This is a genomic window from Streptomyces sp. NPDC002838 (assembly GCF_040295365.1).
Taxonomy (GTDB): domain Bacteria; phylum Actinomycetota; class Actinomycetes; order Streptomycetales; family Streptomycetaceae; genus Streptomyces.
This window is the reverse complement of the sequence record NZ_JBEOVF010000003.1, coordinates 423,852-445,020: the sequence shown is the minus strand read 5'-3', so window position 1 is coordinate 445,020 and position 21,169 is coordinate 423,852. Positions and strand designations below refer to the sequence as shown.

The window sequence follows — 21,169 nt, the reverse complement described above, 5'->3', positions numbered from 1 at the left end:
CATTGATCCCGAAGATCATCCTCGGCAAGGGGCCACACGCCACCCGCCGCACGATCGGCTACCTCTTCGGCAAGGGCCGGGCCAACGAGCACATCGACCCACACCTGGTGGCCTCCTGGAACGACTTCGCCCCCGACCCCGGCCGCAGCCCCCACCGCGACCCGAAGGAGGTGGAGGCCCAGCTCGCCGCACAGCTCGACCAGCCCGTGAAGATGCTGGGCGACAAGGCACCCAAGTACACCGTGTGGCACTGCCCCGTCCGCGCCGCACCCGAAGACCCGATCCTCACCGACGCCCAGTGGGCCGACATCGCCCGCCGGATCGTGGCCGCCGCCGGCATCGCCCCCGAAGGCGACGCCGAAGCGTGTCGCTGGGTGGCCGTCCGCCACGCCGACGACCACATCCACATCGCCGCCACCCTCGTCCGCCAGGACGGCCGGCGCCCCCAGCGCGACTACGACCAGCGTGCCGTTCAGCGCGAAGCCCGCCAGATCGAAGTCGACTACCGGCTGAGGCGGTTGAAGCCGGGCGACGGCACCGCCGCCAAGCGCCCCACTAGCAAGGAGCACTTCAAGGCCAAGCGCCTGGGTCAGGAAGCGGCAACCCGCGATGTACTGCGCCTGCGGGTCCGCCGTGCCGTCGCCGCAGCAACGGACGAGGCCGAGTTCTTCGCCCTGCTGGAGGCCACTGGCGTGACCGTGCGCCTCAAGCGCGGCCCCTCCGGCGACGCGCTCGGCTGCAACTTCGCCCTGCCCGGTGACATCAACGACAAGGGCGAGCCCGTGTTCTACGCCGGTTCCACCCTCGCCGGCGACCTCTCCCTGCCCAAGATCCGCCAACGCCTCACCACCACGACCCCCGAACCGAAGGCCGTCCGGCCGGGCAACCCCTGGCACCAGGCCACCGCCGCCACCGAACGCATCCCCCACCACCTAACCCGCAGCAGCGACGAAGTGGCTCAGGGCCAGCTGGCCGCGCTCGGCGCAGCATTCGATCTGCTCCCGCTCACCGCCCCCGCCACGGTGCGGGCCGAACTCGAACGCGCCGCCGTCGCCTTCGAGCGCGCCACCCGCTCCCGCATCGCTGCCGACGACGCCAGTGCCTGCGCCCTGCGCCGCAGTGTCCAGGCGATCTGGAAGGACCCCGCACGAGATGGAGACGGTGCCGGCCTGGCGATGCTGCTGGACGTCGCGCTCACCGCGGTCGCCTACGCGATGCACTGGCACCGCACCCGTCAGCACCCCCAGCAGCAGGCGGCAGCCGAGCAGACCCTCATCCACCTGCAGGCCGCGTACGTGCAGATCGCCGGACCGGTACTGGCTGGCCTCGCCAGCCGGGCACCCAGCCCGCAGACCAAACGCCGCTACGCCCAGCACGTGCAGCAGGCGGTCCCCGAGCACGCCGAAGGCATCCTGACCGACCCCGCCTGGGACGCCCTTGCCACCGTGCTCGCCGAGGCGGAAGCAGCCGGGCACAACGCGGCCACGGTCCTCGACCGCGCGGTCAGCCAGCGCACCCTGGACGACGCCCACAGACTCGCCCGCGCCCTTACTTGGCGCGTCCGCCACCTCGGCGAACGCCACGCGCCGGGACCGAGAGCGCAGGCAGTAAATACCCGTCATGTGCCAGAGCAGCCAGCCGTACCGCCTGCGCAGGAGCATCAAGCTCGGCGGCGTTGATCACGAGGGGGGAAGCAACCATTGAGGACCGTTCGGGTTCCCGAGCCACACCACCTGCGCATCGCGGGATGCCGTCACCCCGAACGCGGCAGTGCTCGGTGAGCCGTACTCCTCCCAGGTGGCCACCGCCGACTCGACCGCGTCCCAGAGGCGGCGCGGGCCGCCCTGGCGGACCTCCCAACCGTTGTCCGTGGGAGCGAGGACGGCGAACGAATCAGTGCCGCTGTCCAGCACGAACGTGCTCACCGGACCGGCGTCGACCGACATGGAGAAGAAGCGGGCATCTGGCGCCGCGAGCTGTGCCATGAAGCCGGGCCCCGAACTGGTGAGGACTTCCGGCCCGTACGTGACCTTCCGCTTCGTGCCATCGTCGGGCCCCGGCACCATGCCGAGGCTCTCCGGCGCATCCTGCTGGCGGGCGATCATGAAGCTCGGGTCGTCCTCGCTGAACCAGCCGCTCGCGCTGTCGCCGGTGACGATGAGCTTGACCAGGCCGAGGGAGCGCATCCAGCCGCGCAGAGTGGTCAGGATGACGCCACCGGGCGGCACTTGCTCCAGCCAGGCAGGGGGGATGTTGCGGAAGCCGCACGTGGCAATCAGCCGGTCGTAGGGGGCTCCGTCGAGGTGGCCGACGCGGCCGTCGCCCACCACCAGGTCAGGGGTATAACCGGACCTCGCGAGAGCCTCGTGGGCTCGCCGTGCCACACCTTCGTCCGTCTCGAGCGAGGTCACGGCCTCACTGCCAAGCCGGTGGCACATCAGTGCAGTCGAGTAGCCGGTGCCTGTCCCGATTTCCAGTACGTTCATGCCTTCGTGTACGTCCAGGTCTTCGAGCATCCGGACCACGAGGCTCGGCAGAGTGGACGACGAGGTCGGGACCGCGTTGGTGATCGGCTTCGGATCGGCCCAGTCGATGTCCCGGCCGTCGAACTGGGTCATCCAGGTCTCGTCGGAGTAGACGAGTCGGAGCCACTCTTCCTGGCCGGCGTTCGCCTCAGTGACCGGCTCCCAAGTGGTGACACCAAGGCCGTCGCTCTCCCGGTAGAAGCGCGGAATGAACACGTGGCGGGGCACTGCCTCAACGGCAGCCCGCCACTGAGGTGACCGCAGCCAGCCGTCCTTCTCCAGTCCGGCGGCCAGCTGCCGTCGGAGGTCGGCTGCCGTTGTCTCGGCATCAGGCTCACCGGCCACGGAGTCCTCCTTCCAGGAGATCGGCGAGTGCCGCGGTCATGGGCAGCCCGGTCGGCGGCTCCATCCATGCCCACTGCCCCGAAGGATTGCACTCGATGAAGACCCACTCGCCGGAGGCGGTCAAGGCGAAGTCGAATGCCCCGAAGACAAGCCCGAAGTGCTTCAGGTAGGCACGCATGGCATGCCCCACCTCGGGCGGCGGGGTGACGGGCGTGTATGTGTGGGTGCCGTAGTCGGTGCGCCAGTCTAGGAGGCCGGAGTCGATTCGCACCGCGAAGACCTGATCGCCGATGACCGTCACCCGGACGTCCGCGACCTTGTCCACGCACTTCTGGAACAGGTGCATGGTGCCGGCCACCGCGTCGTCGATCTCGTCGATGGTCACTTCGGTTACGGGCACAGTCTGGGCCTTGCCGTCGACCAGGTATAGCGGAACCGAGATGGGTTTGAAGATGGTTGGGCCGTGATCCTCGATGAACGCCCGCGCATCGTCAGGCACATTGGTGATCAGTGTGGGCGGCAGGGTGAAGCCAGCCGCCGCCGCGGTCGCGAGCCCGGCCGGTTTGTACTCGGCGTCACCGATGCGGTTGGGGTGATTTACGTACAGGCAGCCGGGCAGCGAGGTGAGGATGCCACCCAGCCCGTAGCGCGCGTGCGCGATGGCGAACCGCTCTTCCTGCCTGTCGAGGTAGGGGAAGGCGAACCCAGAGGGGCGCCGGTAGTACATGGACCTCACGGCGCCCAGGTCGGCTCGCCGACTCGGAGTCTGCACGCTTCCTCGCCACCTGTCGGTGTCGCCGATGGAGGCAGAGCACGACAGGGTGGCCGGGAAGTCACCGGAGTCGAACCGCACGACCGGGACACCCCGGTCGTGCAGCTCGGTGATCACAATGTCCGCGGTCGGGTCGTCGAGGTTCGTGACGACCAGGACCGGACGATCGTCGTTCGTCACTGGAGTCACTGGTCGGTGTCGTTCCCCGTGTCGCTGTCCGGGGAGTCGCTGTTGCGGTCGCCCTGGCCCGTGGTGCCAGTAGACGGATTGGTACCGGACGATGTGCCGTGCCCCGGAGACATGGTGGGCGCTCCGGACGCGTCCAGGTACCGGGCGGTCTGCGTCGCCGGGTCCAGTTCCACCGTCACGTAGTCCGGCGCCGCTACGAGCGGGTATGGGGCGATGCGGCGCAGGCCCCAAGGAGCGGCGGTCAGGTGTCCCTGTGGCAGCGGGCTGCCGGTGGGGAATCGGTCCATGTAGGTGAACACGGTCTTCCTTTCTCCGGGAAGGTTCTGAGCTTTGGCCTGCCTTGTTCGTCCGCCCAGCGCCTCGGACATCGAGTCGCCAAGCGGAAGTCGTGGAGCGCCGGTCGCCCCTTGGAACCGGGTCAGCCCGGCGCGAGAGCTTCCCGGCGCAGTGCCTCAAGCACGCGCGCAAGGAGCACTACCTCCGGTTCCATGGACTCGACCGCGACTCGGCCGTCCTCATGCCACCGGTTGAGACGCCGCTTGTACTCGATCTCCGCCCCCGTGGCTTCGGCTCGGATTTCCCCAAGTGCATGGGCCGACTCCATGTGCAGCCTGAAGAGATCCACTGGGGTGATGCGCAAGGGCTCGGCGAATATCGCGGTGCCGGGGTCACTTGTCGAGCGGAGGGGGCCGAGGATGATGAGCTCCACGCACGCTTCCGCGCTGGGATCGTCCACCAGCTCGTCAGCAGGCATCAGCCGTAACAGCACGCGAGGTCTCAGCACTTGGCCGGCACTTCCAGCTCGGCCCACACGACCTTGCCCCAGCGCTTCCGGTCGTATCCCCATCTCCAGCTAAGGGCCTCGACCAGGAGCAGGCCCCGCCCCTCCTCGGCATCGTCATCGGGGCTGCCCAGCTCGGGGCCTTCCCTGCAGGTATCGGCGACGCCGATGCGCACGACGCCCTGGCTGGGACGCGTGACCAGGACACGGACGTTCCGGCACCGGGTGTGGTCGATTGCGTTGTTGACCAGCTCAGCCACGATCTGCACCCCGGCCTCAGCCAACTCGCCTATGCCCCAAGTGCTCAGTGCGGCGGAGACGAGCATGCGGGCCCGGCGAGCGGATTCCGGCTCGCACGGCATCGTCTCGGTGTAACCGGGGGTGCCGGTCGCAGTAGGTCGGGCTGCGGTCATGGTCACAGGAACATCCCTCCGGGGGTGGACGCCCGCCCCCGCGACGGGGTGGCGCCGGGGCGGGCTCTCCTCCATGCCGTCGAGGAAAGGGGAATCAGGACCTCGACGGGCTGCTACGAGTCAACGGCCTGTGGCCCGTGAGGAACAGGAAAAGTCGTGCCCGCGCTGGCCGCCCCGACCCGGAAGACTTTGCGTTCCCGTGACCCGGGGTCTGGATCGGTCGGTGACCGCCGGTCTACGGTCAGTGGCATGGGAGCGAACGCCATCCTCAAGAGCCGGATGGATGAACTCGGGCTCACCCAGGATGAATTGGCTGGTCGGATGAACACGGCCCTGGCAGAGATCACCGGCAGGCCCGGCGACGTCTCCGCCCGCACCGTCCGCAACCTGCTGAACGGAACGTCCCGCCGCCCCATCGGCCGTACATGCGCGGCGCTGGAGCGGGTGTTCGGCTGCCCCGTCGAGGACTTAGGGTTCAGCGCACCACGCACCATGCACCACCCGCAGGAGGACCCTGTGCGGCGTCGCACCTTCATCGCCTCGGCCACCGGGACGGCAGCCGCCGCGGTTCCACTGGTCGCCCAGCGCCGCACGGTCGGCATGTCAGATGTGGCTCGGGCCGCCGCCGGGATGAACGCGCTCGTAGAGGCCGACGACCGCCAGGGTGGACACGTGGAGTTGGAGAAGGCGGCGACGAAGGGCCGTGACGGCGTACTGGAGTTGCAGCAGCGCAATGCCGGTGAACGCGTCCGCCGAGCCCTGTACGCGCTGGCCGCCGAGTACTCCACCATCGCGGCCTGGTCCTGCATCGACGCCCGCAACCTCGATCAGGCGCAACGGCACCTGAACGAATCCGCGACGTACGCCGGCCTCTCCCAGGACGGCCCCACCGAAATGCGGGTGTGGGTCAACCTGTCCATGCTCGCCTACCAGCGCCAGAACTGGCCGGAAGCGCTCGCGGCAGCGCAGGCCGCACAAGCCTCTCCGGCCGCACGACGTGACCCGTTCTTCGACTCCCTGGGTCGCGTCCGCGCCGCCCTCGCCTACGCGGCACTCGGTGATGGCCGCATCGCCGGGCGATCCCTCGGATCGGCCCAGGACGCCTTCACCAAGACTCCGGAACGCGAGCGCCCACGCTGGACAGCCTTCTACGGCCAGGCCGAACTCGATCACCTCGCCGCCATCGTCCACTACAACAGCGGACACCACACCCACGCCGAAGCCATGGCACACCGGGCCCTGGCCAAGATCCCGGAGCCCTTCCGGCGCAACAGGGCGCTCGCCACGGCCCAACTCGCCCTCGCGCAACTGCACCAGGGCGACGCCGAACAAGCCACAGTGACAGCCGCCGATGTCTTCACGATCATGGACGGAGATCCCATGCCCGGCCGGATGCGCACGCTCATCGGCGACTTCCACCGGGGCCTGTTCGCCCTGTCCCCCTCAGCCTCCTACGCACGAGACTGGGCAGACCGCATGCGCACCGAATGGAGTCGAGCGTGACCGACCTACGTCACTTCCAGCACGGGAACCTCCCCGAGGGCTTCCGGCAGATGCTCATCGACGTACACGCCGACGCCTATGCCGACCAGATGGACGACCCCTTCCACCAACGCTTCGCCTGGTTCGTTGACCACTGGACCGGCATGGAGGGCTTCTCCTGCGTCGTGGCTTACGACGGAGAGGAGCCCGCTGGCTTCGCCTACGGCGCCCCGCTCGCCCCCGGCCGGGAGTGGTGGCGCTCCACGGGCTACTCGCCGAAAACTGGCTACACCTCCACGTATGCCGTGTCCGAGGTGATGGTGCGCCCTGGCTGGCGCAAGCAGGGCATCTCCGAGCGATTGCACGAGGCGCTCCTAAAGGAACGTACGGAAGACCTCGCCGTGCTCCTGGTCGACGTCACCCACCCAAAGGTGCAGGAACTCTACGAATCGTGGGGGTACGCCAAGGCCGGCGAACAACAGCCCTTCGCCGACTCACCCGTGTACGCAGTGATGGTCCAGGACCTTCGGGACTGAACCGCCATCAGAACAGGTTCTTCGGCAGTTGGTCCAGAGACTGCCCGACGCGCCGGAAACTGGTGCTGCTGACCGGCTACCAGCACCCAGCCGCCCTTCGCCGACGCGGCTTGGCCCCCTGACCTCTTGGCCGGTCAATCGAGGTGCCCGCGACGCGGACAGCCCGGCCGCGGCCGGGGAAGCGACCCAGGCGCAGCAGACCGCGCTGCCCGGCGAGGATGTTGCTACACAGATCGTCGCCGCCGACCTGGCCTTTCAGATCGGCCGCCGGACTGGTCCCCGTCCCACGCGATTCCGGCCGCCGCAGAGTCTTCTACCTCTCCGCGCAGACCAGCATCATCCGCGAAGGCGCCAACCGGGAGTACTACCTCAAGAGACGCGGTGAGGGCTGATAACACGTCCAAGCCCAGAACCCGTACGCCGGAGCCGTAGAACCCGGCGCCCGCTCGACGCGACAGCCGGGCCACCAGCCTGCATACCCGCAGAGATCTCCGCCCCAAACGAGCCGAAAGGGTCCGTCAGCGAGCGCAAGCCGACGGACCCTTATGCAAGATCGAGGCCGGCCCGCGTGTGAATATTCGATGCACATGCCTGCCCCCTATGGGACAATAAGCCAGTTTTCACCCCCGCAGAGGACGGTAAGCCGTGTCGTCAAATTCATCATGCCCGATGCCACATGCGCATAAGCGCCTCATGGACTGCCACGCTCAGTGGCACGCAGTGCAAGAATCGTATTTCGACCCAGATGACTTCAGGCTGGCCTTGAATTCTTTTCTCCAAACTCATCGGAGCGTTACAAGTCTCCTGCTCAAGCATAAGGCGAATTTGCCAGGGTTTCAGGAATGGTTCACGACATACAGTGACACCACGGCGAAACTGCAAGTAATGCGGTGGGCTAAGAATTCACGTAATCGCATCGTTCACGAGTCTGACCTGGATCTCCACAGCTCTTGTCATGTGACGTGGATCGGAGACTGGCGCACCCGGTCAGAACTGCAGGGGACATTCCCTCCCCGCATGAGCGTGCAGGAGATCCTTACTGCTATTAAAGCATCACGCGGCATGCCTCCGTTCGGCACGATCACGATCGGAAGGCGCTGGATTGATAAGGAACTGGAATCCTGGGAGATTCTGGATGCAGCCGCCGCCGTCTACATGCATCTGAACGATCTCCTTCGCATCGGACACCAAGCATCTGACGTCGAAACCTGTAATCTGGAAGGGACATACCGTGAGTGTGTGAACGCCGAACTCCCGCGTACCTCAGGGTATCTCCCATGCATGCATATCGCACAATCCGAACTCACTAGCCACTTCTCGGCTCCAGATGGCAGCGCCCTGTCCGATGTCTCGGAGGAGTTCGAAGTCGACGAAGCGAAAGCACAGAAGGCGGCCAAGGGCTACCAGCTGCCGGATTTTCCTGACGGTGACGCTATTGCCCGAGTTCCGGGCATGATGAAGATAGCGCGTCAGGTAATGGAGAAGGACGGCTACCACGGAACGTTTGCTTTTCTGCTCGCTGGAGAATCCGTCCTGCATATTCAGGCGATGGGGTTCGACAGTCAGCGCACCAAGCGGCTATCGTTTGAAAGACTTGCCCGTCTAGCGGAGTCGTCGCGTGCCGATGGTGTCCTTGTTATCGGAGAAATGTGGACAGGGGTGCAGACGGAACTGGAAAAGAAATTGAACACGGTACTGATCCCTGCCCGTGATCGGGTAGACAAGACGGAGGCGCTCGCGGTTTACGCGGTCACCCGTGACGGGCGTCGGTCGGAGCAAGTGTGCACCGTGACGAGAGGGCCGAACGGTGAGACAAATTGCAGCGACCCCGTAGAATCTGATCCCGGCATGATGAACACCATGATTCCAATTTTCAGAACATGGAAAGAAATGGAACTCCGGGGCCTGTGAGTCACTCGTCGAGGATTTCCGTTGGGTAGCTCTGTGAGCCGCACAATCGAGCAGGCGCATCGCTGATCGGGACGTGCATAAGGAGCCGTCGTGCAAGCCAGCGAGTAGCCATCTGCGCGGCTTCCTGGCCATCCAGCGGCCTGAGCAGATGGGCCTCCGTAAGAAGTTATCGCAAGCTCAGGCATCGGACGGCCTGACTCATCGAGGAGAAGCAGTGCCTAAACGACCTCAGCAGCACCAAACTGCAGCAAAGGCAGAGAATGCCGTGCGGTCCCTCTGGGTGAACGGAGGGCATGCAGTCGACACGATCAGAGAGGATTACGGGGAAGATCTCTTAGTACAGACGTGCCTTCGAGAACGTGTTGATGCGTCGAGGATCTGGGTGCAGGTAAAGGGGACGACAAAGGATTGTTCTGATGAAAAGTCCGCCCTTCCTGTCCTGTATATTAATGCCGAACAGGTCTTGCGCTGGTCTCGGAGTAGTGATTTTGTGATCGTTACGCTTTGGGACGTCAATAACAATGTGGGGTGGTATACGATTCCTGACGGGAGTTTCGACCACGTAACCCTCTTAGAGGCGGGAACCAGTACGGTCCCTGTTACGTTCGAAAGATCCCGTCGATTCAACGAATCGGCTGTAGAGTACCTTTCTTGGTTTGCTCGCATCGATCACGCTGATCGCAGTGTTGGCTACTCGCTATCAGTCCTTGCCGAAGCAGCAGAAGAAGCGGACGAAGAAGGATCTGAGCCTACCTATGTGAAGCATCATCGGGCCTCAATCGTGTCAGTCGCCCATCAACTCGCCATTGATATCGGCGTCTTCTCGCGCGATGGCGAGATGACATCGAATTTCAAATCGGCACTATCTGAGGGCGTAAAGCAAATTGAGGGTGAAACTAGTGAGCAAATTTTAAGCCGGTCAATATTGTGGGCTCTTGTGCAAACGGCATACGCTAACTGTGCCAGGAATGGCCTACCCTCAACTCTACTCGTGGAATTGGCGGAAATTATCAAGCATGTCACTTTTGGCGACATCTTCCGTCACGCAGGCGCCACAGAGTGACCTGTACTGGCCCCGCCCTGGGACCTCCGGCTGACGCCCCTCTGGTCGACGCTCGCGGGAAGCAAGCCAGGGGAAGCAGTGGAGTGACCGCAGTTTTTGACGGCAACTCCAGCGCATGTTGCCGTACCGGCAGGACCGACAGCACACCATGCGCAGGAGACAGACAAGCCTCACCGCCGATCAGCGGAACTTTCGGATGATCTCCTAAAGCGGGTGTCGCAGGTTCGAATCCTGCCGGGTGCACCAAGTGTCAGCCCGTCTCCCTGGAGCTTCTTCCCCAGGGAGGCGGGCTGTTCTGCGCGTCAGGTCGGCCTTCGAGCCGACCTCGTACGCTCCCGAGCAGTACCGACATTCGCCATCGCTCACGACGTGGGCACTCCGAGCTTCAGCAATTAAGCCGGACGTCCGGTTTGCACCATAACCGGTCATCGTTCGCTGTCAACTAAACCCTCCGCTCGTGCGCCCTCAGTACCTCGCATGCGAGTGCGTGCCGGTATATCTCCTGTTGGCCGCTGCAGCGCCCCCACCTGCGTAGAGGCACCTGACGGAAGCACTGCCAAGCGCACCCAACCAGCCCCTTCTGCACGTCCGCGAACATCCCATTCAACGACGTGCGCGGCGCCGAATCTGTGAGACAGATCCGGTCATCCTGCCCCGGGCTCATTGTTGTGCTCTCAACCGACCCTCATCCTGAAACGTTCGGCAGCGGCCGAGAGGAGAACGGTGAACAATCCGCGACGCCATGCGAGTGACCCCGATGTCATCGGGCAAACAGCAGGGCTGGTCAACTTCCTACGCGACATGGTCCACAGCAGCCACCAGCGGCAGCGTGACGACCGCAACCGTGAACGTCTGTGGCTGGCCAGACTGCCGGAGCCCGTCCGCAGGCCGGCACCCCGCCCTGACGGCCTGCTCCTGACGCTCGGCCACGTGCCGCAGAGTGCGCCACCCGACCTGCCCGACTCACTCGACGGCTGGGTCGAGCCGACGAGTTGCCTGGACCCCGACGGAGGCGATCCGCCTCTTGCGGAGGAGGGGCCGGGAGGCGAACTGGTGCGCGTTGCGGACGACAAGGAACCGCCAGCAGAGGAAGGCACCCTGCGCCGTGAAGAGGCCGGGGACGTGCTGCGGGCCTATGGAACGTGGCTGGATCGCTGGCGCCGGTGGGCGGCGCGGGAGCGCGCGGAACGACCGCTCCGCGAGCTCTACGACCGGTTGTATGCGTGGCACCAGAAGCTATCCCGGGAGGACGACCAGACGGAACTCGTCCTGGGCATAGGGCTTTTGACCTGGGTCACCCCGGATGGTGACGTAGTGCACCGCCATTTGTTTACCCATCGGGTAGAGACATCGGTGGATCGCCGCACGGCGCGGCTTACGGTGCAACTGTCGCCGGAGAGCGCCCTGCGTCTCGAAGACCAGGATTTCCTGGACAGTGATGATGGTTGGGTACGCGAGCGCGGGGCCGCTCTCTCGGAGGAGATCACGGCTCGCGGGATGGACCCGCTGGGGCCCGAGGCGCTGGAGCAGCTCGCGCAGTGGCAGGAGCGGGCGACCACTCGGCCCATGGGCTTCAGCGCAGCGTGGGAGCCACCCCGCGCACCTGAACTGGGGGCGCGTCTCACCTACGCGCCAGCCCTGGTCATGCGCCCACGCAACCTCAACTCGCTGCTGCGGTTCTACGACCAGATCGCCGAGACGGTGGCCTCGGAGGGCCAGGCACCGCTCGGCCTGGCCCAGATGGCCATGAACATCGAGCCCGCCGATCGTTCCACCTGGGACGGGATCCAGAGGGCGCCGCTCTTCGGTGACGATCCCCTGTTCCCGGGCAAGACGAACGCTCAGCAGCGCAGCGTGCTGGGACGCCTGGAGCACGACACCGGTGTGGTGGTCCAGGGGCCGCCGGGGACGGGCAAGACCCACACCATCGCCAACCTTGTCTCGGCACTGCTCGCACAGGGCCAGCGGGTACTCGTCACCAGCGCTCGCGACCAGCCGCTCACCGTGTTGCGGGACAAGCTTCCGCAACCCGTAAGGGACTTGTGCGTCCTGCTCCTCAGCTCCACTCGCCACAACGGCGAAAGCGAGGGCGAACTGGAGCGCACCATCAACGCGCTCACCGACCAGGTGGCCGCCAGTGACCCCGCCGAACTACGTGCTGAGATCCGCCGCCTCACCGGCGAGCGGAACGAGGCTCGGGGGCGGATCGAGACGCTCACGGAGCAGGTGATCTCGCTCCGTGAGACCGAGTACCGGCATCGGAGCGTGGCACCGGGATACGCAGGAACGCTCGCCGAGATCGTGGAGCAGGTTCAAACGGGTGCCGAAGAGTTCGGATGGATCGGCCGCCTGCCCGACACCGCCGAAGACGTCCCGCCACTGGCCTCCGAGCAGGCCCACGAACTGCTCGTCCTGCTGCGTGACGGCGCGGGTGAACCACGGGCTGGCGGCGTGCTTCCCGTGCCTGACGATCTTCCTTCGCCCCGGCAGGTCGCGGACGTATTCGCGGCCAGCCGCCTCAGCGATGAGGGTCTGTCGGCAGAGGCCGTCGAGATCCGGAACGTAATCGCCCATCTCGACGTGTCCGTGACCTCCGAACTGGCTTCGCTGCTCGATGCCTCCGAGACAGCCCTTCATCACCTCGGAATGCCTGCCGACGCCACACGCTGGGATCCCGGTTCCTGGATCACTCGAGCGCTGACGGACCGGATCTGCCGATCCGACCTCGGACTGTGGCAGCGGGTGGCAGCCGTCACCGACGACATCCGCGAGGTCGCAGGGGACGTGGATGCGCTGGGTCTGCGCCTGGTGACCATGCCCGAGGACTTGACCGCCCAGAAGGCAGGCCAGCTGACAACCACCGGTGTCGCTCTCCGGGATCACCTGGCCACAGGCAAGACCTTGCGGTCCCGGTTCCCGGGCAAAGTGCAGAAGAACGCACAGGAGTTGCTGGACTGCTGCACTGTCGACGGCCGCACACCGCAGACGACTGAGGATCTGGACGCCGTGCTGGCCCACCTCCGGGCGCACTCCGCGCTCGCCGGCGCGGCCACGCGTTGGCAGCAGGTAAACGCCGCTGTCCCGCCGGGGGACGTGGAGGTACGGCTGGCCGAACTGACCGCACGCGCCGATCGCCTTGAGCACATAGAGGCATTCGGTTTGGCCCGGGACCGCGTCGACGCGCTTCTCGTGCGTCACGGGGTGCGGCTGACGATCGCCTCCTGCCAGGCGTGGCAGGACTTCAACGCCGGTGTCGCCGCGCTCCGTGGCCGACGCGCCGCCGACGAGGCCGTTGCGCAGTTGGCCGCGTGGGACGAACTCCTTCGCACCCCCGTGAGCGGCACGCAGCTGTCCACGGAGTCCGTGGCCCTGGTCCAGGCTCTCCGCGACCAGGACGTGGAGGCTTATGCCGAGGCCCTGGAGGCACTGGTGGCCGCACACCGGCGGGAGCACCGTACGCGTCGGTGCGACGAACTGCTGGGCGCCCTGCGCGCCGGCCACTCCCTGCTCGCGGGCCGCCTCCTCGACAACGCCGACGATCCCGACTGGGAGAAACGGCTGGGATCCCTGGAGCGGGCATGGGCGTGGGCGAAGGCTTCACAGTTCCTGGAGAGGCAGCGCACACCGGGTCTGGAGCGCAAGCTTGAAGGCGACCTGAGCGAGCACGAAGACCGGTTGGAGCAGGTGACCGGCGAACTCGCCGCGGCCTGGGGTCGGTTGCACTGCTTGGAGCGGATGACGCAGGAACAGCGCTCGGCGCTCCAGGCGTACCGGACCCACATGGCGTCCCTCGGCAAGGGCAAGGGGAAGAACACCGGCTTCTTCAGAGCCGCGGCACGCGATGCGATGTCCGTGGCACAGGACGCGGTGCCCGCGTGGGTCATGCCCATCCCCCAGGTCGCCGAGATGGTGCAGGCGAGGCGGGATGCCTTCGACGTCGTCATCGTGGACGAGGCCAGTCAGGCGGGCATGGACGCGCTCTTCCTCCTGTGGCTGGCTCCCCGTGTGATCGTCGTCGGTGACGACAAACAGTGTGCGCCCGCCCTCACCCGCAACGGCCGTCACCAAGCTATCCGGGACAAGCTGGCCGCCCATCTGCCGGACATGCCCAGCCGACTGCGCGAGCTCTACACGCCGCACACAAACCTGTACCAGTTGCTGTCCACCTTCTTCCCAAAGGTGATCCGCCTCGAAGAGCACTTCCGCTGTGTGCCGGAGATCATCAACTGGTCCTCCAACACGTTCTACAACAACAAGCTCCTGCCCCTGCGGCAGTACGGCGCCGAACGGCTGGACCCGCTGCGTACCCACTTCGTCGAAGGCGCCGTTGTCGCGGGCCGCGAAAGCCGTGTCCACAACCCCAAGGAGGCCGAGGCGATCGTCGACTGTCTGGCCCGTCTTGCCGAGGACCCGGCCTACCAGGAAAAAACCATGGGCGTGATCGTGCTCCAGGGCTTCGGACAGATCAAGCTCCTGGAGACCCTCATCGAGCAGCGGCTGCCGGCCACCGTGCGCGAGCAGCACCAGATTCGCGTCGGCAACGCGGCCTCGTTCCAGGGCGACGAGCGTCACGTGATCCTGCTGTCCATGGTCGTGACGAACCCGCCGCGCGCAGCGGGCGGGAACAAGAGCGAGCAGCAGGCATACAACGTCGCCGCCAGCAGGGCTCAGGATCAGATGTGGCTGTTCTACTCGGTCCCGCCGGACCGCCTCAAGCCGCACGACCTACGGCTCAACCTCCTGACATACATGGAGAACCCGCCCGCCGCGATGGAAGCCGCCGACGACATCGGACCGGTGCTGCCGGACGTCCGCAGGGCTCCCTTCGACTCGCTCTTCGAACAGCAGGTGTATCTGGAGATCAAGAAGCGGGGCTACCACGTGATCCCGCAGTTCCCGGCCGGTAGCAAGCGCATTGACTTGGTGGTCGTGGGGGCACGCGGCCGTCTCGCCGTGGAGTGCGATGGCGACGCCTTCCACCACGCCACACGGGAGCAGATCGAGAACGACCAGCGGCGGGACCGCGAACTGAAGCGCGTGGGCTGGGAGTTCTGGCGGGTACGGGAGAGCGAATTCCGCTTCGATCCCGAAGCGGCGCTCGACGGTCTGTGGGGGGAACTCGACCGCCAGGAGATCCGCCCCGCCAGCTATGCGCGTTCCACTCCAGCTGCCCAGGTAGCCGGCTCCCAAGCCGAGTGGAAGCCGCTCGACCTCTCCTCGGACGACGGGCTCACCGACGACGAGGACACCGGGGATGAACAGACCGACGACCGAATCGACGACGACACTGCAGAGGACGACGCAGCATGACGCAAGAAGCCGTTCTGGGCCCGCTCGACGGCAACACTTTGAAGGAGGTGGCCCGCGTCATCTGCGGTGACGACCACCTCTATTACCGCAGAGGCTTCGAGATCGCCCAGTTCCTGGAGAATGCCGGGTGGCTCAATGTTCCCGAGTACGACGGCGAGTACCGGGGCGAGTGGACTCTCCAACTCCTCACTGCTCGTCGTGACAACCCCACCGAGCTGGAGAAGGTACTGGTCAGACTCGCGGACGCACGCGAGTACCTCGACGAACCTGGTGTCCTCCCGACCGTCGTCAACGCGGTCAACACCTTCCTCGTCCACGAGGGCTTCCGTCTGGAGAATCCGGGCGGCCGACCCAGGATCGTTGTCTGCGACCCGGCTATGGCGCACCCGGGCCAGCAGGCGCCGGTCGAGCTCAAGGCCACGATGGCCGAGATCATCCGTGAACCAAGGATGGCCGCACTGCTCCAGCGCCGACTTGACGAAGCCCGCACCTGCTTCGCCAACGGCGCTCATGTCGCGGCCATCATCATGCTGGGCAGCCTCCTCGAAGGCGTCCTGCTTACGGTGATCGAGGAGCGCGACGCCTCACTGCTGAGCAACAAGGACCCTAACTTCATCGGTCTCAAAGCCCTCATCGACATCTGCCACCAGGCGGGCTGGATCGACGTCGACATGGAGCGCTTCAGCCAGGCCGTCTGCAAGTACCGCAATTTCGTCCACCCGCGGCGTGAGTTCCGCGAGGCGCACACTCCCGATCGCGACACGCTCACAGTGTCCTGGTACGTCGTGAACGGTGCCCTCAACGACCTCGCGGACAGCCAGCCCCAAGCCGACACATAGGCCGTCACGCAAGAAATCTGCGGCGTGACTGTCGGGCCACAAGTGCTCAATCCAGGCACATCGGATCACGAGGGGGAGCAGATTGAAGATCACGGCAGAAGTTCTGAGGGACCTTGCGGAGCCGTCCAACGTCGCGGTCCACTCGAACACGGAACTGGCCGGGGACGTGAGCATCGCGGCGGCGGACGACGACAAGCAGAGAGAGGAGAAGGAGCTCGACCGGCTTCGCCGGAAGCCTGGGCTGGACCCCATACCCGCAAAGGATCTTGGCCGACTCGCACAACTCACGCCCTGGGATGTGCTGCACTCTTTTGGACGGGCAATCACCTTGGCACGACGCGGAGCGGGACGCGGCCTCGCCGAGCACTGGGGCTGCCTGAAGTACAGCCAAGCTCTGACCGGGAACGCGGACTCCTTCATGGCGCTCTCCGCCGAGGGCAAGGAGACCGCGGAGTACTACAAGGCGCTTCAGTCGGGAGAACTCGGCACCGGCTTCGCGCTGGCTCTCGCTACACGGCTCCTGAGCAGGCGCTATCCGAACCACTTCGTCTCGATCGTGCCGGCTGACACAGCTCTGCGCGCAGGGTGGGCCTTGACCAGCAGGGACTCCGGTCCAAAGTCGGGTTACCGATACCGACCGCAGTTCTTCGCCGAGGTATGGAGGCCCGGCGAGCCCCCTCGCGTCTTCCCGATCGCTTGTAAGGGCAACCACAGCGGGCTCTCCGCCTCTCACACTCAGCTTGCCTCGGCTTCCGCCCACGTGGAGGCAGTGCACATCGGGGCGTGGGACGAGACACCGTGTCTGGTGTTCAGCACAGAGCTCCCACTCGACGGCCCACTGGCGGTTCACACCCTGGAGGCGGGTGGAGAGGGAGGTTGGCTGGACGCTCCGGAGCGCGTTCTTGATCACGCGTTGAAAGACGAGAACGTGTATCCCGGCATCCAGCCACCCTCGCAAAACGACAAGCCCGCAGAGCCCGAACCCGGCTATCACGTGAGTCCCGAACTGTACGGGTGGTTTCAACACGTGCTTGCCCGCACAGCCGCAGCCGGCCTTGCGGCCTTCGCTGGAGACACAAGTGCGACCGTCCCGTACCTGACAAAACGGCAAGGGCAACGACACTTCGCAGGCTTGACCCATGCGGCCACGGACAGCGTCCAGGACGCACGGCATCGGTTCTTCGGCATCGACTTCGTCGGCACCGACCACGTCTTCCGGCTCAACCGGAAGCGAGTCGAGGCGTTCTCCGGAGTCGCGGAAGATCTCTTCCGCCACCTTGAGGAAGGACGGGTGGAACAGTACCGCCGGGAAATCTACGCCCGCCGGTCCACATGGCCACGCGACGTCTGGGCACCACGCTGGAACGGTCCCGTCTCCATACATCCCGACGGTTCCATACTGGCTATGCGCCTGCTGCGCGATTAGTCCACGTTGGACGTAAGCACAGGCGTCACTCTGCCCTTTCACGGGCGCAGCTCGTGGGTCTGATTCGGTCCGCGGAACAGGCTCACGAGCGCCGGCACGGGGCTCACGCCTCGGCACCCCGCAGGGCTACGCATCCAACCGAAGAGCCGTCTCCGCACCCGAACGCTGGTTTGTTGGCCCGACCTAGCCGACAGAGTGGATCCGTAATGCGACCACCGAACCAAGCCTGGACTCCATGCCGTCAAATCGGTGCCCACGCGGAACGGATTCAGCACACATGAGGCCGGGAAACCCCGCGAACACGTGAGAACTACGGAGGGGTGTTTTCCCAGGCCAGGCGCCGCTCAGTCGACGTTTCCGCAGGTCACAGCCCCGCCCAGGGAAAACTCCTAAAGCGGGTGTCGCAGCTTCGAATCCTGCCGGGGGCACCATGCCTGACCAGGCACGGAGCATCAGAAGGGCCCCTCGGAGTTGATCTCCGAGGGGCTTTTTGACCTTGCATGGGAACGAATGGAACGCGCCGTTGAGCAGCGTCCTCCGTGGGAACGTCGTCGCCGTCTTCCGTGGGAACGCTGGGCTCCCCCCGATTTTCGTCCCCCTCCAGCACGGCCACCGCTGCCGCACCCCCGTCCACATCGGCACCCTTCACGTACGCCTTGAAGTCGTCGACGGTGGACTGCTGGGGCGCGGCGGTCTGGAGGAGCCGGTGGCCTTGGAGGAGCCGGCAGACGCGGCGGAGGACGCGGCGCTGGACGAGGAGTCGCCCGAGCCGGCCCCCACCGCGGCCGCGATACCACCGATGACGAGCGCGGCAGCCAGGATGCCACCGCAACCGAGGCAGCCCAGCTTGGCCTTGGACCGCTTCTTCTGCGGCAGGGGAGGCTGCGGATAGCCCGGCCGCTGCGGGAAGCCGGGCTGCTGCGGGGGCTGGGTGGTCATCTGGGTTCCTCCCCTGTCGCGGGTGCGATGTGCGGTGAGTGGCGACAGCGATGCGGAATGGACGCGGGGTCGGGTGCGGCCCTGACCTGGCGTTGCGATGGAAGGGATCGGCAGGGATCTGGAGAGATCGGATGCGCGGCACGGACTCAGCAGAGCGCCCCGGGCCGCCGCTTCCACTCGAAAGCATGACTAGATAAGCGCAATACTGAAAGCGTCGTCAAACAAGTTGACGGACTTGATGACCGCTGTAATGTGTTACTATCCGACTGGCCCGAGAGGTGCGGAACCCCACGCCATGCCCCAGCAGCCACCAGCCCCACTGGCCCCCTCCGCGCACGTGACAGCCGCCGAGATCTCCCGCATCGCAGGGGTCACGCGCGCCACCGTCAGCAACTGGCGCCGCCGCCACGACGACTTCCCGGCCCCCAGCGCAGGCACGGAAACCAGCCCGCTCTACGACCTGCCGGCCGTCCAGGCATGGCTGCGGGGACGCGGGCACACCTCCACCGCCTCGCCGACCGAGGAGCTGCGTACGGCGCTACGGCTGCTGGGACCCGGCTCGGGAGTGGCCGCGCGGCTGTTCCCGCTGGTGGCTGCCGCGTCCCGCCGCACGCCGGAGGAGCTGGCCGAACTCGCCGCCGTGCCCGACGACCAGCTGATCGCCCGAGCGGAGAAGACGGCGGGCGAGCTCCCAGTTGCCGTGCCCGAGGCCGAGCCGGTCCGCTACGGTCCCGACGACGCGGGCGCGGTCCGCGCGCTGCTGGGTTGCGTCCGTGAGGCGGGGGCACAGGCCGCCATCGACGTCCTCGCCGAACGCGAACTGGACGAGGGCGCCGCCAGCGGTGTTTACCAGACCCCGGAGGGCCTGGCCCTGCTCATGGCACGGCTCCTGCCCGTCGGCGCGTCCCGCGTCCTCGACCCTGCCTGCGGCAGTGGCACGCTCCTCGCCGCCGCCGCGCGGCAGGGCGCACGGGAGCTGTTCGGGCAGGACTCGCTCCCCGTCCAGGGCCGGCGCACCGCGGTCCGGCTGCTGCTCGCCGCGCCCGAGGCCGAGGCGGCGATCCGCGTCGGCGACAGCCTGCGCGCCGACGCCTTCCCCGACGTCACCGTGGACGCCGTCCTGTGCAACCCGCCGTTCGCCGACCGCGATTGGGGTCACGAAGAGCTGGCCTACGACCCGCGGTGGGCGTACGGACTCCCACCGCGCTTCGAATCCGAACTGGCCTGGGTGCAACACGCCCTCGCGCACCTGGAGCCCGGCGGCCACGCGGTCATGCTGCTGCCGCCCGCGCTCGCCTTCCGCTCCTCCGGCCGCCGCGTCCGCGCGGAACTCATCCGCAGCGGGGCCCTGCGCGCCGTCGTCTCACTTCCGGCACGTGCCGCGTATCCGCTCCACATCGGCCTGCAGATCTGGGTGTTCCAACGCCCCGAGCCGGGCGGCACGGACCGTACGACGGTGTTGTTCGTCGACGGGGAGGGCGAGCAGCGGGACGGCGCCACGGGCACGCCGTCCGCCACCGACACGGCCACGGCCGGCGTCGGCACCCGCGGCGGCTCACGCCCCCGCCGATCCGGCTCCTCCTCTTCAGCCGCCTCCTCTGCCCCTGCCTCTTCCGCCTCCGCCGCCTCCTTCGACTGGGCGGGGCTGACCGACCGGGTCCTCGGCCAGTGGGCCGCGTTCACCACCGCCCCCGACACCTACGCCGACGAGCCCGGCGTCGCCCGTGCCGTGCCGCTCGTCGACCTCCTCGACGACGTCGTCGATGTCACCCCGGCCCGCCATGTGCGGGCGACCTCGGCCGACATCGACCCGGCCGCCCTGGCCCGCCGCGTCCACGAACTGCACGAGCAACTGGCAGAGCAGGTCGCCGCCTTGGCAGCCGCCTCCGCGTCCGGCGGGTGGCTGCCGTCCGGGGCCTCGGCCCGCGAGTGGCGTACGGCGACCGTCTCCGACCTGGCACGCGGCGGGGCCCTGACCGTGCTGCGGGCGGCGACGCCCGGCACACGAGGCTCCAAGGGCCCCGCCGCCCCCGCCGTGGACCGGCTGGTCCTGACCGCCCAGGACATCTCCGCCGGAAACCCCCCGTCCAGCGGGGCCGTTGACATCCACGCTGACGCCGCGCAGCCCGTCGCCGCCGGGGACGTCCTCGTACGCGCCGTCGCGGGCGGCGGCGACGCGGCCGCGATGACCCGGGTCGCGGACGACCGGGACGCCGGAGCCCTGCTCGGTCCGCACATCCACCTCCTGCGCCCCGACCCGGCCCGCCTCGACCCGTGGTTCCTGGCCGGGTTCCTCGGCGCCGAGGACAACATCGCCTCCGCGTCCACCGGCAGCACCCTCGTGCACGTCACACCGGGCCGCCTGCGCGTACCGCTGCTGCCCCTGGAGGAGCAGAGGCGCTACGGGGAGGCCTTCCGCCGCGTGTACGAACTGCGCGCGGCCGTCCGCCGAACCGCCGACCTCGCCGCCGACACCGCGGCCGCCCTGACCACCGGCCTCACCGCCGGCGTACTCCTGCCACCGGACACCCCGGACAGCCGTTCCGCCTGAAACGCCCCACGCGTCCCACCGCACACGACCACACTGGATCCCTGCCGTCCCATGCCCGGACGGCGCTCTTCGGAAGGAAGCCGGGAC

Annotated in this window: 15 protein-coding genes and 1 pseudogene; 10 read left to right on the top strand and 6 right to left on the bottom strand. The window is 66.9% G+C overall.

Annotated elements, in window-relative coordinates; genetic code table 11:
• Positions 1-2: 2 nt before the first annotated feature.
• Entirely contained in the window at positions 3-1,679 is a 1,677-nt protein-coding gene (locus ABT063_RS06905) for a relaxase/mobilization nuclease domain-containing protein (RefSeq protein WP_351056118.1), read from the top strand.
• Here the strand turns inward: ABT063_RS06905 and tgmC are convergent, their stop codons facing one another.
• The 5 genes from tgmC to ABT063_RS06880 all read right to left on the bottom strand — a co-directional run bounded on the left by tgmC (position 1,680) and on the right by ABT063_RS06880 (position 5,025).
• Positions 1,680-2,870, bottom strand: coding sequence for an ATP-grasp peptide maturase system methyltransferase (gene tgmC / locus ABT063_RS06900; RefSeq protein WP_351056117.1), 1,191 nt, complete (start codon positions 2,868-2,870; stop codon positions 1,680-1,682).
• Entirely contained in the window at positions 2,860-3,822 is a 963-nt protein-coding gene (tgmB, locus tag ABT063_RS06895) for an ATP-grasp ribosomal peptide maturase (protein WP_351056116.1), read from the bottom strand. The genes tgmC and tgmB overlap by 11 nt, the downstream gene beginning before the upstream one ends.
• Positions 3,823-3,827: 5 nt before the next feature.
• Positions 3,828-4,130, bottom strand: coding sequence for a putative ATP-grasp-modified RiPP (gene tgmA / locus ABT063_RS06890; RefSeq protein WP_351056115.1), 303 nt, complete (start codon positions 4,128-4,130; stop codon positions 3,828-3,830).
• Between the two features lie 119 nt (positions 4,131-4,249).
• Complete coding sequence (locus tag ABT063_RS06885) at positions 4,250-4,540, bottom strand: hypothetical protein (protein WP_351056114.1); 291 nt, start codon at positions 4,538-4,540, stop codon at positions 4,250-4,252.
• 68 nt (positions 4,541-4,608) lie between these two features.
• The gene (locus tag ABT063_RS06880) at positions 4,609-5,025 is read right to left on the bottom strand and encodes an ATP-binding protein (protein WP_176181113.1); all 417 of its coding nucleotides are present in this window, start codon (positions 5,023-5,025) and stop codon (positions 4,609-4,611) included.
• A 249-nt stretch (positions 5,026-5,274) separates the two neighbouring features.
• Here ABT063_RS06880 and ABT063_RS06875 point away from each other — a divergent pair, with 249 nt between their 5' ends.
• The 8 genes and pseudogenes from ABT063_RS06875 to ABT063_RS06840 all read left to right on the top strand — a co-directional run bounded on the left by ABT063_RS06875 (position 5,275) and on the right by ABT063_RS06840 (position 17,592).
• Positions 5,275-6,528, top strand: a complete 1,254-nt coding sequence (locus tag ABT063_RS06875) for a helix-turn-helix domain-containing protein (protein ID WP_351056113.1) — start codon at positions 5,275-5,277, stop codon at positions 6,526-6,528.
• On the top strand, positions 6,513-7,043 hold the full coding sequence (locus ABT063_RS06870) for a GNAT family N-acetyltransferase (protein WP_351056112.1): 531 nt from the start codon (positions 6,513-6,515) through the stop codon (positions 7,041-7,043). The genes ABT063_RS06875 and ABT063_RS06870 overlap by 16 nt, the downstream gene beginning before the upstream one ends.
• A gap of 260 nt (positions 7,044-7,303) precedes the next feature.
• A pseudogene (locus ABT063_RS06865) lies at positions 7,304-7,429 on the top strand (IS110 family transposase); the annotation flags it as partial.
• Between the two features lie 259 nt (positions 7,430-7,688).
• Positions 7,689-8,954, top strand: coding sequence for an Ea47 family protein (locus ABT063_RS06860; RefSeq protein ID WP_502990761.1), 1,266 nt, complete (start codon positions 7,689-7,691; stop codon positions 8,952-8,954).
• A 73-nt stretch (positions 8,955-9,027) separates the two neighbouring features.
• Positions 9,028-10,017, top strand: coding sequence for a DUF4365 domain-containing protein (locus tag ABT063_RS06855; protein WP_351056110.1), 990 nt, complete (start codon positions 9,028-9,030; stop codon positions 10,015-10,017).
• 723 nt (positions 10,018-10,740) lie between these two features.
• Entirely contained in the window at positions 10,741-15,327 is a 4,587-nt protein-coding gene (locus ABT063_RS06850; RefSeq protein WP_351056109.1) for a PDDEXK-like endonuclease domain-containing protein, read from the top strand.
• Entirely contained in the window at positions 15,324-16,166 is an 843-nt protein-coding gene (locus ABT063_RS06845) for a hypothetical protein (protein WP_351056108.1), read from the top strand. Before ABT063_RS06850 ends, ABT063_RS06845 begins: the two co-directional genes overlap by 4 nt.
• Before the next feature lie 82 nt (positions 16,167-16,248).
• Entirely contained in the window at positions 16,249-17,592 is a 1,344-nt protein-coding gene (locus tag ABT063_RS06840) for a hypothetical protein (RefSeq protein ID WP_351056107.1), read from the top strand.
• Between the two features lie 645 nt (positions 17,593-18,237).
• Here ABT063_RS06840 and ABT063_RS06835 read toward each other — a convergent pair.
• Positions 18,238-18,531 (bottom strand): hypothetical protein, encoded by a 294-nt coding sequence (locus ABT063_RS06835; RefSeq protein ID WP_351056105.1) that lies wholly within the window; start codon positions 18,529-18,531, stop codon positions 18,238-18,240.
• A gap of 337 nt (positions 18,532-18,868) precedes the next feature.
• Between ABT063_RS06835 and ABT063_RS06830 the strand changes: the two genes are divergently transcribed.
• On the top strand, positions 18,869-21,082 hold the full coding sequence (locus ABT063_RS06830; RefSeq protein ID WP_351056154.1) for an N-6 DNA methylase: 2,214 nt from the start codon (positions 18,869-18,871) through the stop codon (positions 21,080-21,082).
• The last annotated feature ends 87 nt before the right edge of the window (positions 21,083-21,169 follow it).

Bases quoted from the DNA above. Each gene is read 5' to 3' on its own strand.
- ABT063_RS06880 (WP_176181113.1), bottom strand. From the start codon at position 5,025: ATGACCGCAGCCCGACCTACTGCGACCGGCACCCCCGGTTACACCGAG.
- ABT063_RS06875 (WP_351056113.1), top strand. From the start codon at position 5,275: ATGGGAGCGAACGCCATCCTCAAGAGCCGGATGGATGAACTCGGGCTC.
- ABT063_RS06870 (WP_351056112.1), top strand. From the start codon at position 6,513: ATGGAGTCGAGCGTGACCGACCTACGTCACTTCCAGCACGGGAACCTC.
- ABT063_RS06845 (WP_351056108.1), top strand. From the start codon at position 15,324: ATGACGCAAGAAGCCGTTCTGGGCCCGCTCGACGGCAACACTTTGAAG.
- ABT063_RS06835 (WP_351056105.1), bottom strand. From the start codon at position 18,531: ATGACCACCCAGCCCCCGCAGCAGCCCGGCTTCCCGCAGCGGCCGGGC.